This is a genomic window from Aeromonas sp. SE22 (assembly GCF_038739755.1).
In the GTDB taxonomy this organism is placed as follows: domain Bacteria; phylum Pseudomonadota; class Gammaproteobacteria; order Enterobacterales; family Aeromonadaceae; genus Aeromonas; species Aeromonas jandaei.
Genome location: NZ_JBCGFD010000001.1, coordinates 830588 through 846794 on the forward strand (window position 1 = coordinate 830588; position 16207 = coordinate 846794).

Genomic DNA, 16207 nt, shown 5'->3' on the forward strand with positions numbered 1-16207 from the left:
CTCCCCCTTAGTCCAGAACCGCAATTCTGAAACCAACGTACAGGCCCGCCAGCTTTATGCAGAGCGCAATTATTACGAATATCTTGGCGAGGTCTGGATTACAGAACGCATCAAACACCAACTGACCGCCACCAAAGCCGCCGATTTCAGGCACTGCTATCGTGAACTGGGGACACGAACCGGCTGACGTGTGGATACTGAAAAACGAGCCAATGCCCTGAAACATAGGCAAACCCTGCAAGGCTGACACATGATGTTGCAACACGGTGTTGTAATTACGTGTGGCCCAGTCGTTGCGATTGGTGTAGACGGTGCCCGCATCGGTCTGGACTTTGGTGATGCCAGGCGGCAACGGCTTGTTGTTGCCTTCGTCCTTTTTCTCCAACGCGTCTTTGATGGCGTCCAGCTTCTGGCCGGTCTGGGCGTTGCCGTCCTTGATGGCATTGGCCGTCTGGATTTGGCCCAAGCTGGCCCCCGCGTTGCCCTGTGACTGCGACAACTGGGCCTCTTTGATGGAGGTCTGTATATCCTTGCCTACCTCCTGTATGACCTTGCCCATCGCGGCGTTCTGCTCGCTGGTAGCCTTGATTTCCTTGTTGCTGGTCTCGGCTATCTTGTCCACCACGCTGTTGAGCGTCGCCGTTCCGGTGGCGCCGGAGGTCTGGTTACTGATGGCACTGCTTGCGGCGTTCTGGAGCTGGTTCTGGGCGTTGCCGGTGGCGGTGGACGATGAAACCGGATCCATCGTTCCGGCCACGTCTTCACTGTCCTGCTGGCCGTTGTGCTGCAACGGGCACTTTTCACCCGTGAACTTGATAACCGCCTTCCAGACATTGGGCTGGCCGGAAACGTTGATGGAACCACCAACCGGCACAACGGAACATTGGCCATAGCACTGCATCTGCACAGAACCGAGGGTCGCTTTCATGTACGACTTTAAATCGTCAGGGGCAGAGCCCAAGGTATTACCGGCAATGCCGTCACACATCGGGCGGCAGAACTCTTTTCCGGTGATGGCGTTAACGTCTTTAATTGAACCAGTGAGGCATTGCACGGGGGCTTTTTCACAGACCGTGCCTTTGTCTGTCACTTTTGGGCCGAATTTGAAATCTGGATTACCATCGGGAGGACAAACATATTGCAATGAGCCAGCGCCAAACCATGAAAAACTATAAGCGCCGGGAGCATAGTTGATATTCGAGGCTGGCGCGGTACAAGTGGTATTGCCTTGAGCATTAACGGCACCGCAAACCCACGGTGAAACAGGAACCCATTTTGACGAATCAGGGCGATTTGCTGCCAAATCCAAACAAGCCTGCTGAGTTAAATTGCGAGCTGATTCGCGAGGAATAACACACGAACCAACTGACGAAGGTGCGACAACGACTTTTTGTTGTGAAGCAACCCATTCAGCCGCCTGAACATAATTACCAGCCATCATTGTGACCATAGCGAGGAATATGCAGCCGAATACGAAATAGAAAAACCACTTCACCAAGCGAAGCGGATTCATGCAATAGATTGCGGCTCGGAGTGTTTTCTTGATTATCCACCGCCAACTAATGGCGCGAATTATTTCCCGATATGATCGCATGTGCCAGCACCAGCCCTGTGATGAACATAATGGGAGCCCAAATCATGATGGCGTCCTCTCCAATGAAAAAGGGGCGGCGATCGCCGCCCCTGATGGGTGCAACATGATGTTACTTGCTGCCAGCCAAGCTCTGGATCTTGCGCCAGCCCCAGACAGCCGCAGCAAGTCCGGCCTTGGCCAAACCTACGGCAGCCACGAAGCCCAGCAAAGCAGTGACAGCGGCGAGAACGGTAGTTTGCACACCGGACACATCCAGAGCACCAGCTTCAGCGGCGTTCGCGACACCGGCAGCCAGCAGCATGGAGGCAATGATGGTCATTTTCGGGGCATTACGGAGCATGTTTTTCATGTGACTTTCCTTATCTCATTCCAGTTATTGAGCGCAATCTGGCCCACGCCCAAGCGGCGTAGTAGACCATCAAGACACCCGTGCATGAGGCGGCCAATATGGCCCCCAAAGTTCCATAGCCAACCGTTGCGGGATCCAACCATGCAGCGATTGATGCTATGTCTTGTTGCTCGACCAAGTAAGCGCCTTGGCATTGGTCGAGCGCCACGTTGGCGACCTGCAAAAAGCCGTCAGCAGTTACTTGGACGCAGCGCATCTGTTAACCCTTCTTGTCGTTCTGGTTGCCGGACGGGATGGCGAACAGGCGGAACCCGTTGAAGGTTTTGTGCTGGCCACCTTCGCCCGCATAGGAGTTGTCAACGTATTCGAGCTGGAGGGTAACTTTGCGACCCACCATGGCGGCCAGCTCAACGTGATAATTGGCCTTGATCTGGTCTTCGCTCAGGCTGCACTCAACCACAGCCGTGGGCTTGGTAGTCATGAACTTAAATGAACCAACCTGCACCTCGGCGTTGTTGCGCTTACGGGTGCTCAGTGTGATGTCATCTGCATCGAGGATGGTGCCAACAATTTCCATTTTGCTTATCTCCGGTTATTTGGTTTTGGGTAAAGACAGGACACTTAATGACACGGGTCCAAGCCGCCGCCGAGCGGCTCGCACCCCTGAGGGGGCCCCGCGAGGCGCTCGGAGTCGGGGAAATACGCCCACGACTTGGTGCGATGGTCGCAGATGGCGAGGTGGCGCATTGCTTCGTACTCCATGTAGTCCATGAAGTCGTAAACCTTACCTTTCTGCATGGCATCAAACTGCTCGCTGACGCCTTCCATCGTTTTCTTACAGCCGGCCTCCCACTGTTCGCGGGAGACAATCAGCCACTGTTTGGCACGGGTGAGCATGAAGATGTCCTGATACATCAGGCCCATTGCGCGAACCGGCGCGGCGTCACCGTAGCGGGTCTTGCTGCGAGGCTCATACTTGAGCACACCGTCAGCATCACAGAGCATCTGCATGGTCTCGGGGATGCCGTAATGCACCTTGAGGGTCTGGTCATTGCGGCGAACCTGTACGCCACCCATGGCGCAGCAGAATGCGGCCCAATCCCCAGCGTCAGCAGCCTTGCGGACGTTTTCGAGCGCGAAGTGCTGCTCTTTGGTGAGGTCTTTGAACATAGGGTCTTCCTGATCAAGTTCGTCACGCATACGGCGCAGCTCACGCCATGCAGTAACAGAGGGGCCGCCGATTTGCTGGAACTGGCGGATACGGTTGTCGGATTTCCAAGCATCCACACGGGCGGCAGTGTCCACGGCCTTGGAACGGTTGCCCGCTTCGTGGTCTTTACCAACGGCGAAACCATCCACGTTTTTCGCGACGTATTTGGAGCAGTAGCCCACAGCGGAACCCTTGCGGGGGTCGATGAAGACCACTTTGAAGCGATGTTGCTTGGCGCCTGGCTCATTGCCGGAGTCGGCGAGCATCTGCTCGCGGCAGATCTTGAGATAGGTCTTGGTGTCAGCGAGGGACATGAAGAAAACAGCGTGCCAGTGTGGCGTACCGTCATGGTGCGGCTCAGCGAACCGGAAGCCATAAGGCCGGATACCAGCTTCATCAGCACGCTTGCGGATGTTGTTCCACTGGGCCACAAGCCAAGCCTGCGCATCACGAACAGAGGGGCAACCAGCATCAAGCCATTTCTGATTTTGCTGACCATTGCGGTGCACGGAATGGAACCGGCTTGGACACGTAAAGGTCAGGAAAATTGCAACATGGCGTTGCTCTTTGGCGCACTGCTCGAAACCGGACAAGCGGGTCATGAGCTCGGCGCGGCGGTTGCTTGGGTTGCTCACGGAGGCATCAACGGCCTCTTTCATGCTTACCGCATCGAACACATCCTTCGCATTGTGCGCCACAAGCGCAGACAAGGTTTCATCATTGCGAGCGAGACGGAAAGCACGGCGAGCAACTGAAAGATCAGTTGTATAGGCTGCCATTCTTGCGCTGACCAAGGCATACCTTCTGGAAACGTCATAGAGGCGCTTAGCAGAAACAGAACGAATGCGGCGACGTACCCAATCCATAGCAGACCAGCGATTGAGGGTAGGATAAGGATCTCGCTCTTGGTCAGGCGTGGGCTTAGCCACAGGTGTAAGGCCGTACTCGTAAGCCAGTCCAATAGTAAGGCGAAGAGCAATGAAATCAGCCCGAGTAGCAGCCAAGCGGCCCACGTACTCAGCAAATCGGGTTGCAAAGGTGTCAAGAGATTCGTCATCTGCAGAAAAACGAAACTCGCCAAGTTCACCCCTAACAGAAAGAGCGCTATCGAGTTGACGAATCGACTCATTAGCAGCTTGGACACCCAGTAGCGCATTACGCGATTGATAGACATGTGAGAACCACCCATTACAGGCGGGGTGACGCAGAACGACACGCTCCCGCAGCTTGGCATCTTCGGCACCACCGATGGGAAGGGCCGCAAACTTGTCCGCTACAGCCTCGGGGCTGAACGGGGCAGGGGAAGAGCGAAGCACCGGAGCCGGTTCGGCCGCGGGTGCTTTCCACCATTTGGTTGCAACATCAAGTTGCACATTGTTATCTTGCGCCCAGTCTTCACGCAGCATGTCCATGTACGCAGGGGAGCTGCGCAGGGCCATCAGGTAGTCTTCGCCCTTGAGTCCCGCAAGGGATGGGGAACGACTACGCTTTGCTGGGGCCGCAGAACGGGAGCCGTCGAGGCTGCGCTGGGCGGCGTAGGAGACGAAGCTGGTCATTCTTCACCCCAGATACCACAGCCTTCAAGGTAGGTGCGGTTGTCCTCAGAACGGACGGAGCGATAAGGCATCCGGGCAATAAGCTTGTTTACATTGGCCAGACGGGCCTCGGTGGAAAACGGGTAATCAGGGGTGGTGCCGATAACCCCATTTATCGGCGCCATCTTGGAGAGCAACTGAACACGCTCGGAGAAAGCGTCCAACCATTCAAGTTGTTCGTCTATGGTGTGTTCGGGTACGTAATCTGGGTCGAGCTGGATTTCACCATCGAGGATGCACAGGTCGGAACAAGCAGCACATCCTTCGCCGCCGCAGTTCTGGCAAACGTGGTAAACGGGGGTTTCTTGCTGTACGGTTTGCGCTTCCATGTCGATATGCCTGTTAACTAGTGGGCTAACAGAATTCAACTCGAAAGATTCGCGTTTATCAACACGCTAACAGACAGGCATAATTGGTAATAGACTGAAAGACTAACACCACCAGAGGGCAAAAAAGATGGACTCCAAAACACTACTTTCCGCATACATGAGAGCCAAAAACATCAGCACTTTGACAGAAGCGGCTAAGGAGCTGGGTTTTTCAGTACCTTACATTTGTGACATCAACAAAGGGTTCAAACAATTCGCTGATGAAACAATACTTTACTTGGCAAAGGAGCTAAATCTGGATTGCGACGAAGTGCTGATTAGCCTTGCAGCGGTCAAAGCGAAGAACCCAGAGGTTCAAGCCAAGTGGTACGCCATCTTAAAAAAGTACTGCGCAGGTACGGGAGCCGCTCTGGCCGTGGCCTGCATGATGATGGGAAGCCTTAATTCAGAGCCTGCCACGACTGCGCATAATGTATATTATGTTAAATGAAATATCTTGTATTCTGTTCCCACTAAGTGAACTGTGTATAATGGCAACAATTGATCCTCTCTCCGACCGGATGTCTTAAGTGGCTGAATTAACATCAGAACAATTAAAACCTGCTTTTGCGATTGAACAGTTTCCAACCCTCAGCGAGCTAGAACCCATTCCGTTTGCTGCGCTGCAACCCAGAGCCATTTCTGCCATCAAACGGTTAGCCAGTTTTGATGGCGATTGCCCAGTCATGTTGCTGAACGGGTTTCCCGGCGCCGATTACGAAGATGTCTGCCGTACCCTGATTGCTGCCTCCAACGGCAAGGATGGCGATCTGTTCGACCTATGCTACACCGAGAACCTCAACAACCCCTTCAAACCGATCTGGCTACGCCTGCAACCAGGCACTGGTATCGAGTTCTGCGAGATGGTTGGTGAATTGCTCAAACTGATGAGCCACCACCTTGATGCCGAGCGTCTTGTAACCCGCATCATGCGCAAGCAGAACAATGATCCCAAGATCGATGACTTCCTCTCCGATCTGGCCGCTCATGTTGCGCTGGGTCTGGAGTTCCAGCATCCGGTGCTGATCAATCTGCTCATTCATCACGAAGAGCAGGAAGCGCCGGTGATCTACGGCCGTGACCTCAACTGGGATACTCTGTTTGGCTCCATCAACTACCAGACCGAGCAAGGCTCCGTCTATGCCAACCAGCACCTATTGGAGCCCGGCTTGCTACGTCAGGCCAACGGCGGTTATCTGATCCTGCAACTGGATGAACTGCTCGATCAGCCCCATCTCTGGTTCAAGCTCAAAAACGCCATGCAAAAAGGCGAGCTTGACTGGAACGCCTATCAGGAAGGCAAGACGCTGACCCCCTTCTTCACGCCGGAAGCGACCCCCATCAAGCTCAAGCTCATTCTGGTGGGTGATCGTCTCGATGTGGCCGAGTTCCAGATGCTGGATCGGGATATGTCCGAGCGCATCTTCCTGCGCGCAGATCTGGTCTCTGAAGTGAACATCGAAGAAGACCTGCCGGAATTTCTGCAATATCTCGCCTGGCTGCGCGAGCGTTGGGAGCTGCTGGACTTCACTCCTGCTGCCCTCGCCGCGCTATGCCGTCACGCCAGCCGTCTGTGCGATCATCAGGAGTGGCTCTCCCTCTCCGAGGTACAGCTCTCCGCCATCATGCGGATGGCTGACAGTCTGGCACGCGAACTTGAAGCTGACGTCGTCACCGACGAGCATATCCGCGGCGCGCTGGAGGAGCAGGATTATCGCCTCAACTATCTGGTCGAACAGTCCGATCAGGGGGTTATCGATGGGCAGATCCTGCTGCAGACCGATGGTGAAGAGATTGGCCAGATCAACGGCCTTTCCGTCATTCAGGTCTCCGGTCACCCCTATGACTTTGGCGAACCGGTACGTCTGACCGCCACAGTTCACTTAGGTGATGGCGATGTGGCGGATATCGAACGCAAGGCAGAACTGGCCGGCCACATCCATGCCAAGGCGATGATGATCATTCACGGCTATCTCTCCAACAAATTTGGCGCCGAGAACCCCTCTCCTCTCTCCGCCAATCTGGTGTTCGAGCAGTCCTATCACGAAATTGATGGTGACAGCGCCTCGCTAACCGGTCTGTGTGCCCTGCTCTCTGCCCTCGCCCGCCAGCCCATTTACCAGCACTTTGCGGTAACGGGTGCGGTCGACCAGTTTGGCAATGTGCAGGCCGTTGGCGGCGTCAACGAGAAGATCGAAGGCTTCTTCCGGGTGTGCAAGATCCACGGTCTGACTGGCAAACAAGGCATCCTGCTGCCCGGCACCAACGCCCAACAGCTTAACCTCTCTGATGAGGTGATCGCCGCCGTCGAAGCGGGTCAGTTCCATATCCACCCGGTGGATCATGTGGAAGAGGCCATCGAGCTCTTGACTGGCTGTGTGGCGGGTGAGCCAGACATGCCCGATACCCTGTTCGGCCGCATTCAGGAGCGACTGGATGAGCTGAACGGCAGCACGGCGAAAGTCGGGCTGCTGCGCGCCCTTCTTGATCGGCTGTTTGGCCGCTAATGAAGTGATCGGAGTTGTTTAGCGCACATCTGTACGCTAAATTGGCGCAGCTTTACTCATTTGAAGGAAACTCAGCGTGACCGTAGACAATTCGACCCTGGAAGCCCGCCTTTCCCTGTGTGAACAGGGCAAGAACTCTTTTACCCGTGAAGAGCTGCTGGCTTGCAGCCGTGGCGAACTCTTTGGTGAGGGTAACAGTCAGCTGCCCGCCCCCAACATGTTGATGATGGATCGCATCGTCAAGATCAATGACAACGGTGGCGAGCACAGCAAGGGCGAGATCCTGGCAGAGCTCGACATTACCCCCGATCTCTGGTTCTTCGATTGCCACTTCCCGGGTGATCCCGTGATGCCTGGCTGTCTCGGTCTGGATGCCATGTGGCAGTTGGTTGGCTTCTTCCTCGGCTGGAAAGGCGGTCCGGGCAAAGGCCGTGCGCTGGGTGTCGGTGAAGTGAAATTTACCGGCCAGATCCTGCCGACCGCCAAGAAAGTGACCTACAAGATCACTTTCAAGCGGGTCATCAACCGCAAACTGGTGATGGGCATTGCCGATGGTGTCGTCGAAGTTGACGGCCGCCCCATCTATAGCGCAACCGACCTGAAAGTGGGCCTGTTCCAGGACACCACCGCATTCTGATTGATGCGAATCTAAATGTGGCGAAAGCCACAACGCAAAGGGGCCACGACGGCCCCTTTCCTTTTGTAATGAGTGTAATGAAGTAACTTACTTCATGAAGAGGCCTGAGCCCCGCCCTTCCATGGCATCTCGCCAACCACCAAGCCAGTGCCCACGGGCATCCAGACATTGATACGGACACGCTTCTTTCTGTTTGCCGACCACGCCAGCCTGATAACCACGAGCACGAGCTCTTTCCAGACGGTCCCGTTTCTGTCTCTTCATCATCTACGACCCTCTTCGTGGAACAAAAAAAGCGACCAATTCTTCATCGGTCGCTTTCATCTTTACCCCAGCAGGGAGGGAGGGTCAAACAAAAATTTCCATGCTAACCCCCCTCTGTGACATAAGGCACTGAACTCAATTAAATTTAAATTACAGGAAACTTATTCCTGATTTTTGAGTCCTTCCAGCTCTTCCCAACGAGCAAATGCCTCCTCCAGCGCTGTCTCGGCGGCACTCAATGCGGCCAGTTTGGGCTGGGTCTGCTCGCTTGGCAGGGAGAAGAAACCGGGCTGGTTGATCTCCCCTTGCAGCGCGTCAAGTTCGGCTTCCAGCTGCTCAAGACGCGCCGGCAGACCATCCAGTTCAAGCTGCAGCTTGTAGGAGAGTTTTTTGCCTTTCTTCGGCGTTTCGCTCACTGTAGCAACCGGCTCGGGAGCCTTCACCGGTGTGCTCTTGGCCTGTTGCTGAGCACGCTGCTGCTCGCGGGTCGCCATCATGTCGGCATAGCCGCCCACGTAGTCACTGATGCGGCCATCCCCTTCAAATAGCCAACAACCGGTTACCGTATTGTCGATGAAGCGACGATCGTGACTGACCAGCAGCAAAGTGCCCGGATAGTCCGCCAGCAGCTCTTCCAGCAGCTCCAGAGTCTCGACGTCGAGGTCGTTGGTCGGTTCATCAAGGATCAGCAGGTTGCTGGGTTTAAGGAACAGCTTGGCCAGCAGCAGACGGTTCTTCTCGCCGCCAGAGAGCGCCTTGACCGGCGTTCTGGCCCGCTTGGGCTCGAACAGGAAGTCCTGCAGGTAGCCAAGGATGTGGCGGGAGCGACCGCGCACCATCACCTCCTGCTTGCCCTCCCCGACGTTGTCTACCACCGTCTGCTCGGGATCGAGCTGCTCGCGGTACTGATCGAAGTAGGCCACTTCCAGATTGGTGCCCTGACGCACCGAGCCACGAGTGGCATCTAGCTGGCCCAGCAACAGCTTGATCAGGGTCGACTTGCCGCAACCATTGGGGCCGACCAGCGCAATCTTATCGCCACGTAGCACCTGCAGATCCAGCCCCTCGAACAGAGTGCGCTCACCAAAGTCGAGCCCCAGCCCTTCAGCTTCAAATACCAGCTTGCCAGAGCGGCTCGCCTCGTCGAGTTGCAACTTGGCTTTACCCTGCAACTCGCGACGCTGAGTACGCTCCATACGCATCGCCTTGAGGGCGCGCACTCGCCCCTCGTTACGGGTGCGGCGCGCCTTGATCCCCTGGCGTACCCACACCTCTTCCTGAGCCAGCTTGCGATCGAACTCGGCATTTTTCAGCTCTTCGACCCGCAACCACTCCTCTTTGCCCTGCTGGTACTCGTCATAGTTGCCGGGCCAGGAGGTGATCACGCCGCGATCCAGATCGATGATCCGGGTCGCCAGCTTGTGGATAAACTCACGGTCGTGGGAGATAAACACGATGGCGCCACGGAAATCCTTGAGGAACTCTTCCAGCCAGTTGATGGCCTCGATATCCAGGTGGTTGGTCGGTTCGTCCAGCAGCAGCAGATCGGGATCACAGGCCAATGCACGGGCCAGCGCCACCTTGCGCAGCCAGCCACCGGAGAGACTGTCGAGGGTCACGTCAGGATCAAGACCAAGCAGGGTCAGCACCTGATTGATACGGGTCTCGAACTGCCAGCCATTCTGGTAGTCGAGCTGCTCCTGCAGCTGGCTCATCTTGCGAATGTTGGCATCGGACGGGTCACTCGCCAGCGCCATGGAGACGTGGTGATACTGCTTGAGCAGCTCACCGACGCCGGCCAACCCTTCGGCGGCGTAATCAAACACGGTGAGCTCGCTCGAGGTGGGCGGATCCTGCTCAAGACGAGTCACTTTCAGATCCTGCTGCAACACCAGACGGCCATCATCGAGCGGCAATTCGCCGGCAATGACCTTCATCAGGGTGGACTTGCCTGCCCCGTTGCGGCCCACCAGACAGAGGCGCTCGCCTCGCTCGATGGTCAGCTCGGCCTTGTCGAGCAACGGAAAATCACTGAACGACAGACACGCGCCGTGCAATGTTAAAAGAGCCATGTTCGTTCCTTATCTCATATGAAAAAACGGGCAACAGACTGGGTCTGCCCCCGTTTCATCGTCAAATCACAAATCAGCCCTGACGAGCGAGCCAGCCCTTGAGCTCCACCAGCGTGAAGGGCCAGCCCAGCTCGCGGCCAACCTCGTCCCGCAGCACCGGGATTCGCACCCGATAAGCCTCAAGCCAGCCAGCATCGTCCATGATGTCGCAGCGGCGGGTCACATCGCCTGCCCCCGCCTCCTCCACCAGCGCCCACGCCTGTTCGCACAGGTGGCAACCGTCGGTGTGAAACAGGGTCAGCATCAGGCCTCAGCCCCGCTATCGGCATGGGTGATGATCCAGCAGTTGTGGATGTGCTGGTTGCGCTCGAAATCCTTGGGCCGGGTCTTGCCGGTGATGTTCTGTGCCTTGAGACCGATGGCCTCAAGACCGGCCAGATCCATCTTGAAGTGGCGCTTGTTGTTGGAGAAGACCAGGGTGCCGCCAGCAGCCAGCAACCGCTTCAGGTGCTGCATCAGCAGCAGGTGATCGCGCTGCACGTCGAAGCTCTCGTCCATCCGCTTGGAGTTGGAGAAGGTGGGCGGATCGATAAAGATGAGGTCGTACTGCTCGTCCGCTTCCGACAGCCACTTCAGGCAGTCGGCCTGGACAAACTTGTGCTGACGGCCCACCAGCGAGTTGAGGCGCATGTTGTCCTGAGCCCAGTTGAGGTAGGTGCGCGACATATCCACTGTGGTGGTTTCGCTTGCACCGCCAAGACCCGCGTGCACGGTGGCACTGCCGGTGTAGGCAAACAGGTTCAGGAAGCGCTTGCCCTTGGCCATCTGACCCAGCATGCGGCGGGTCTGACGGTGGTCAAGGAACAGACCGGTATCGAGGTAGTCGTAGAGGTTGACCCACAGACGGGCCCCATACTCCTGCACTTCCATCCGGTGCTGCTCTTCGGAGAGCTTCTGGTACTGCTGCTTGCCCTCCTGACGCTCGCGCACTTTCAGGATCACCTTCTCGCCGTCCATGCCGGTCACCTTGATGGCGGCCTGCACCATGTCGAGCAGACGCTGACGGGTCTTCTGGGCGGGGATATCCTTGGGCGCCGCGTACTCCTGCACCACCAGATAGTCCTGATAGCGGTCGATGGCGGCGTTGTACTCAGGCAGGTCTGCGTCGTAGAGACGGTAGCAGTCGAGATTCTCTTTCTTGGCCCACTTCTCGAGCGCCTTCAGATTCTTGCGCAGACGGTTGGCAAAGTCCTGCGCCACCTCTTTTTGCGAGGCGACGGCATCGAGCGCGATCTGGTAGTTACGCAGCTGACACTCAAGGGCACCGTTGAACAGGCGATATTGCTTGTCCGCGCGCAGGCGCAGACAGCTGAGCAGCTCGGGAGATGCGGACAGAATGGAGACTCTCCACCCCTGGAAGCTGCGACGCAGGGCATCGCCGAGGGCCTGATGCACTTCCAGCAGGGCCGGGAATTCGCCAAGACGCTCGCCGTAGGGCGGGTTGGAGATGAGCATACCGACCTGACGAGCCTCCCCTTCCACAGCCGGCATCGGCAGCGGGTTTTCCAGCTTGGTGACATCGGCCTGCTTGAAGGTGATGAGATGGGCGACATCGGCGGCTTTGGCGTTATCACGGGCTTTGAGCAGCACGCGCGAATCGGCATCACAACCAAACAGTTTCACCTCGCAGCGCTGCATGCCGCGTTTGGCTCGCACTTGCGCTTCCATCATCAGGCTTTGCCACAGCTCGCTATCGTGTTGCAGCCAGCGATCAAAACCGAAGCGCTCACGGCGCAGCGCCGGCGCCATGTCGGCAGCGATAAAGGCCGCTTCAATCAGCAGCGTACCGGAGCCGCACATCGGATCCATCATGGGCTCGCCGGCCCAACCGCTACGAGCAATCATGGCGACCGCCAAGTTCTCTTTGAGCGGTGCTTCACCTGTGCCCTGACGATAGAAACGCTGATGCAGCGCCGGGCCTGACAAGTCCAGCGTGATATTGGCCTTGCCTTTGCCCAGATGCGCCATGATGCGAATGTCCGGCGATTTCTTGTCCACGTCCGGGCGCACATGACCGCGCTTGGTAAAGCGATCGACGATGGCATCCTTGATCTTCAGGGCGCCATATTGGGTATTGCGAATGGAGGCGTTGGTACCGGTAAAGTCCACCGCAATGGTGGCGGTGCCGGAGAAGTGCTCTTCCCAGGGGATGGTATGCGCACCCAGATAGAGATCCAGATCGTCGTTCATCTGGAACTCGGAGAGCACCAGTACGATGCGGGAAGCCAGACGGCTCCAGAGACAGGCCTTGTAGCCCACCGCCAGTTCGCCTTTGAAGTGGACGCCAGCCACGGTCTCACGGACCTGCTCTGCACCCAGATTGGTCAGCTCGTCGGCCAACAGGTTTTCCAGCCCCTTGGGGCAGGTTGCAAAAAATTCTTTCATCACGCTCACGGGGAACCCATAAAAATAGTCCCGCATTATACCTCATCAGGTCACTCTGAGCATGCAAAAGTGGCTGACAATGACAGGAGATACGGCGTAACAAGCGCCTATTGAACCCTTTCCGTAGTACCTTAAAAACCGTCAGTCCCCCCCTTCCCCGATTTTTCTCCTGCACACGTCGATCCAGTTTTAAAAAATCCACACACATCAACTTATTGGACAACAATTAGGAAGCCTCGACCCATGTCACCCGGATACAAATAACGCCAGTGAACGAGTCACCCTTATGACCAAAACCATCCTTGTTGTAGAAGACTCCGCCAGCATCAGAGCCACCATTACCATGACGCTGCAAAGCGCCGGTTTTAGCGTGCTCGAAGCGGATGATGGCAACGCGGCCCTCTCCCGCCTCGATGGCCAGCGGGTACATCTCATCATCTCCGATCTCAACATGCCGGGCATGGACGGGATGACACTGCTGCGCCATCTCAAGGCACAGACAACCACCCGCTATATCCCGTTCATCATGCTGACGACGGAAGACTCGCCCGAGATCCGCCAGGAGGGGTTCGATGCCGGCGCCCGTGTCTGGCTGACCAAGCCATTCGAGCCGCTGAAGCTTATCGATGATGTCTACAAGGTGGTGCAACCATGATACGGGAGCACAAGGTATGAGTTTTGAACTGGATATTATGCACGCCCCTCCGACTGCCATTCTCACGGGGGAGTTCACCATCATGACGGTGGCAGAGCTGCAAGACGATCTCTTCGGTCTGCTCAACTTTCCTGCTGCCTTGCTGGATTTGAGCCAGCTTGAAGCGCTCGATAGCTGCGGCGCGCAGCTTGTCGCCCTCCTCCAGCAAGAAGCAAATACCCAAGGCAAGCGGCTGCGGATCAAGACGGGAGATGGCAGTGAAGCCGAACTGGCGCTGGGCCAGCTCGGGTTGCTTTCGTCCCTGACCAGAGCGGAGGGGCCAGATGGACGTAAATAAAGCGCGCACCCTCTTTTTCGAGGAGGCCTACGAGCAGTGTGATCATCTGGAGCAGGCGCTCCTTGATCGCGAAAGCTACCCGGCCAATCCCGAAACCTACAATCTGATGTTTCGTACCGCCCACACCATCAAGGGTTCAGCCAGCATGCTGGGCCTCACCATGCTGGTACGCTTCGCCCACGCCATGGAGAACATGCTGGCACGGCTTCGCAGCGGCGAGTTGCAGCTCGATGAGCATCTGATCAACCTGCTGCTGGCCTGCAATGATCAGCTGCGCGATCTGCTGCAGGGGGCCGAGCACAACCCCGAGCTGCCGCAGACCGAAACCCAGCAGATCCTGGCCCTGCTTTCCCAACTGCAGGGCCATCAAAGTTTGCCAACCCAACCGGTCGTAGTGCCGCCACAAAACGTACTCCCTTCACAGGATCTCAAGCGCTGGCATCTCTCTGTGCGTTTTTATCCCTCGCTCTATCAGGATGGCTTCGACCTGCTGGCCTTTATCCGCTATCTCGGCAATCTGGGCGAGATCGTCTTCATCGAACCGGTCTGGCACGAATGGCCTCCCCTACAGCTGCTCGATCCGACCGAATGTTTCTTTGGCTATGAAATTGGCCTGCGCAGTGCTGAATCCCCCGAGCGGATCCGCAGTACCTTCGATTTTGTGGCTCATGCCAGCATCATCTGCCTGCTGACGCCTCATCAGGATCTCGCCGGGTTTGCTGCGCAAGGTGAACGGCTGGCCCAGTGGCGCAACGAACCACTGACGGCCCAGCTTGCCCGCTGGGAGGCTGCTGACGTCCTGAGCCGTGAAGAGGCTGCCGCCATTGAACGGGGCGACTATCGCCGTAGCCAAACCAGCGAACCAGACAGCGCATCCGCCGCCCCTTCAGCATCATTTTCACAACCTACGCAGCCAGAACCGGAACTGCCGGTAACACCTCAGCCCAAGCCCGCCCCGCTGCGTAGTGAAGGGCACTACATTCGTATTGAGGCGGCGAAGCTCGACAGGCTGATCAACCGGGTCGGCGAACTGGTGATCGCCACCTCAGCGACAACCCTGCAGGCCAGATTGCGAGGAGATGCCGAGCTGGTCGAGTCGGTGGCCGCAGTCAATACCCTGGTCGAGGGGATCCGCGATGACGCCCTTACCCTGCGCATGGTGCCAATCAACGAGATCTTCAACCGCTTTCCGAGGCTGGTGCACGAACTCTCCCAGCAGACCGGCAAGAACATCAGCCTGCACATCAACAACGCCGAAACCGATATCGACAAATCCATGGTCGAGAAGCTGACCGATCCCCTGATGCATCTGGTGCGCAACGCCGTCGATCACGGCATCGAGGATGAGGCGCAGCGCCTTGAGGCTGGCAAGGCGGCTGGCGGCGTGATCACCCTGAACGCTTATCACGACGCAGGCGCCGTAGTGGTTGAAGTGAGCGACGATGGTCGCGGCATCGATCGCGACAAGATCCTGGCCAAGGCCCAGACGATGGGCATGGCTCAGGAGGGAAAAGTCCTGAGCGAGCAGGAGATATTCCAGTTCCTGTTCCAACCCGGCTTCTCAACCGCCAGCGGTGTCAGCGATCTTTCGGGTCGCGGTGTCGGGCTCGATGTAGTTAAACGCAATCTGGAGTCCCTGCGGGGCGAGACCACTATCGAGAGCCATCCTGGCCGCGGCACAACCTTCCGCCTGCGTCTCCCGTTAACCCTCGCCATCATCGACGGTTTTCGCATTGAGGTGGATCACTCCTCTCTGGTGATCCCCCTCGACATGATGCTCGAGTGCATTGATCTGCCGCCGGATGCCCTCGATACCCCCTCGCGCCAGATCAATATCCGCGGCGAGTGGGTGCCCTTTATCGTGCTGCGCGAGCTGTTTGCCCTTCCCCCCGCCGACGAGCCCGAGTTTGTCGTTATCGTCGACTATGCCGACAACCGCGCCGGCATTGTGGTGGATCGCCTGATTGGCGAAGTGCAGGCGGTGATCAAACCACTCGGAGAGCTGTTCAGGACGCTGCGATATGTCAGCGGTTCAACCATTTTGGGCAATGGCCAGCCGGCCCTCATTCTTGATGTACCACAGCTTATCGAGCTGGCCAGACGACGGGAGTTGCACTTGATCCATCAGCATGCCGATACCCACTCCGGCAGCCGAACCTGATTGACCACATACT

15 protein-coding genes are annotated in these 16207 nt (G+C 57.0%); 6 read left to right on the forward strand and 9 right to left on the reverse strand.

Features of this window, described 5'->3' with window-relative positions:
- Positions 1 to 7 precede the first annotated feature (7 nt).
- The 5 genes from AAHA39_RS03595 to AAHA39_RS03615 form a co-directional block, all read right to left on the reverse strand.
- Positions 8 to 1513 carry a hypothetical protein gene (locus tag AAHA39_RS03595; protein ID WP_320654789.1) on the reverse strand — a complete coding sequence of 502 codons (1506 nt, stop codon included), beginning with the start codon at positions 1511 to 1513 and terminating at the stop codon, positions 8 to 10.
- Between the two features lie 190 nt (positions 1514 to 1703).
- Entirely contained in the window at positions 1704 to 1943 is a 240-nt protein-coding gene (locus AAHA39_RS03600; RefSeq protein WP_320654787.1) for a hypothetical protein, read from the reverse strand.
- 259 nt (positions 1944 to 2202) lie between these two features.
- Positions 2203 to 2520 carry a hypothetical protein gene (locus AAHA39_RS03605; protein ID WP_320654786.1) on the reverse strand — a complete coding sequence of 106 codons (318 nt, stop codon included), beginning with the start codon at positions 2518 to 2520 and terminating at the stop codon, positions 2203 to 2205.
- A 44-nt stretch (positions 2521 to 2564) separates the two neighbouring features.
- Positions 2565 to 4709, reverse strand: a complete 2145-nt coding sequence (locus AAHA39_RS03610; protein ID WP_320654784.1) for a replication endonuclease — start codon at positions 4707 to 4709, stop codon at positions 2565 to 2567.
- Positions 4706 to 5077, reverse strand: coding sequence for a hypothetical protein (locus AAHA39_RS03615; RefSeq protein WP_320654782.1), 372 nt, complete (start codon positions 5075 to 5077; stop codon positions 4706 to 4708). Before AAHA39_RS03615 ends, AAHA39_RS03610 begins: the two co-directional genes overlap by 4 nt.
- A 127-nt stretch (positions 5078 to 5204) precedes the next feature.
- Between AAHA39_RS03615 and AAHA39_RS03620 the strand changes: the two genes are divergently transcribed.
- From AAHA39_RS03620 to fabA, 3 genes are all read left to right on the forward strand, one after another.
- Entirely contained in the window at positions 5205 to 5567 is a 363-nt protein-coding gene (locus tag AAHA39_RS03620) for a transcriptional regulator (protein WP_320654780.1), read from the forward strand.
- 79 nt (positions 5568 to 5646) lie between these two features.
- The gene (locus AAHA39_RS03625) at positions 5647 to 7623 is read left to right on the forward strand and encodes a Lon protease family protein (protein ID WP_320654778.1); all 1977 of its coding nucleotides are present in this window, start codon (positions 5647 to 5649) and stop codon (positions 7621 to 7623) included.
- A 76-nt stretch (positions 7624 to 7699) separates the two neighbouring features.
- Complete coding sequence (gene fabA / locus AAHA39_RS03630; protein WP_320654776.1) at positions 7700 to 8260, forward strand: 3-hydroxyacyl-[acyl-carrier-protein] dehydratase FabA; 561 nt, start codon at positions 7700 to 7702, stop codon at positions 8258 to 8260.
- An 87-nt stretch (positions 8261 to 8347) separates the two neighbouring features.
- Here the strand turns inward: fabA and rmf are convergent, their stop codons facing one another.
- The 4 genes from rmf to rlmKL all read right to left on the reverse strand — a co-directional run bounded on the left by rmf (position 8348) and on the right by rlmKL (position 13077).
- Positions 8348 to 8527: a ribosome modulation factor gene (gene rmf / locus AAHA39_RS03635; RefSeq protein ID WP_005315693.1), complete on the reverse strand. Its 180-nt coding sequence runs from the start codon at positions 8525 to 8527 to the stop codon at positions 8348 to 8350.
- 158 nt (positions 8528 to 8685) lie between these two features.
- Positions 8686 to 10596: an ATP-binding cassette ATPase Uup gene (uup, locus tag AAHA39_RS03640; RefSeq protein ID WP_320654774.1), complete on the reverse strand. Its 1911-nt coding sequence runs from the start codon at positions 10594 to 10596 to the stop codon at positions 8686 to 8688.
- Between the two features lie 73 nt (positions 10597 to 10669).
- Entirely contained in the window at positions 10670 to 10900 is a 231-nt protein-coding gene (locus AAHA39_RS03645; RefSeq protein WP_320654772.1) for a glutaredoxin family protein, read from the reverse strand.
- Complete coding sequence (gene rlmKL, locus AAHA39_RS03650; protein WP_320654770.1) at positions 10900 to 13077, reverse strand: bifunctional 23S rRNA (guanine(2069)-N(7))-methyltransferase RlmK/23S rRNA (guanine(2445)-N(2))-methyltransferase RlmL; 2178 nt, start codon at positions 13075 to 13077, stop codon at positions 10900 to 10902. Before rlmKL ends, AAHA39_RS03645 begins: the two co-directional genes overlap by 1 nt.
- A gap of 250 nt (positions 13078 to 13327) precedes the next feature.
- On the opposite strand from rlmKL, the gene AAHA39_RS03655 reads away from it, so the two are divergent.
- The 3 genes from AAHA39_RS03655 to AAHA39_RS03665 are packed head-to-tail and all read left to right on the forward strand — an operon-like array spanning position 13328 to position 16194.
- Entirely contained in the window at positions 13328 to 13696 is a 369-nt protein-coding gene (locus AAHA39_RS03655; RefSeq protein WP_104014815.1) for a response regulator, read from the forward strand.
- 16 nt (positions 13697 to 13712) lie between these two features.
- Complete coding sequence (locus tag AAHA39_RS03660) at positions 13713 to 14033, forward strand: STAS domain-containing protein (protein WP_320654767.1); 321 nt, start codon at positions 13713 to 13715, stop codon at positions 14031 to 14033.
- Positions 14020 to 16194 (forward strand): chemotaxis protein CheA, encoded by a 2175-nt coding sequence (locus AAHA39_RS03665; RefSeq protein WP_320654765.1) that lies wholly within the window; start codon positions 14020 to 14022, stop codon positions 16192 to 16194. The genes AAHA39_RS03660 and AAHA39_RS03665 overlap by 14 nt, the downstream gene beginning before the upstream one ends.
- Positions 16195 to 16207: the final 13 nt, after the last annotated feature.

Excerpts from the sequence above, each read along its gene's own strand:
- AAHA39_RS03595 (WP_320654789.1), bottom strand. The coding sequence starts at position 1,513 with ATGAATCCGCTTCGCTTGGTGAAGTGGTTTTTCTATTTCGTATTCGGC.
- AAHA39_RS03600 (WP_320654787.1), bottom strand. The coding sequence starts at position 1,943 with ATGAAAAACATGCTCCGTAATGCCCCGAAAATGACCATCATTGCCTCC.
- AAHA39_RS03605 (WP_320654786.1), bottom strand. The coding sequence starts at position 2,520 with ATGGAAATTGTTGGCACCATCCTCGATGCAGATGACATCACACTGAGC.
- AAHA39_RS03610 (WP_320654784.1), bottom strand. The coding sequence starts at position 4,709 with ATGACCAGCTTCGTCTCCTACGCCGCCCAGCGCAGCCTCGACGGCTCC.
- AAHA39_RS03615 (WP_320654782.1), bottom strand. The coding sequence starts at position 5,077 with ATGGAAGCGCAAACCGTACAGCAAGAAACCCCCGTTTACCACGTTTGC.
- AAHA39_RS03620 (WP_320654780.1), top strand. The coding sequence starts at position 5,205 with ATGGACTCCAAAACACTACTTTCCGCATACATGAGAGCCAAAAACATC.
- rmf (WP_005315693.1), bottom strand. The coding sequence starts at position 8,527 with ATGATGAAGAGACAGAAACGGGACCGTCTGGAAAGAGCTCGTGCTCGT.
- uup (WP_320654774.1), bottom strand. The coding sequence starts at position 10,596 with ATGGCTCTTTTAACATTGCACGGCGCGTGTCTGTCGTTCAGTGATTTT.
- AAHA39_RS03645 (WP_320654772.1), bottom strand. The coding sequence starts at position 10,900 with ATGCTGACCCTGTTTCACACCGACGGTTGCCACCTGTGCGAACAGGCG.
- rlmKL (WP_320654770.1), bottom strand. The coding sequence starts at position 13,077 with ATGCGGGACTATTTTTATGGGTTCCCCGTGAGCGTGATGAAAGAATTT.
- AAHA39_RS03655 (WP_104014815.1), top strand. The coding sequence starts at position 13,328 with ATGACCAAAACCATCCTTGTTGTAGAAGACTCCGCCAGCATCAGAGCC.
- AAHA39_RS03660 (WP_320654767.1), top strand. The coding sequence starts at position 13,713 with ATGAGTTTTGAACTGGATATTATGCACGCCCCTCCGACTGCCATTCTC.
- AAHA39_RS03665 (WP_320654765.1), top strand. The coding sequence starts at position 14,020 with ATGGACGTAAATAAAGCGCGCACCCTCTTTTTCGAGGAGGCCTACGAG.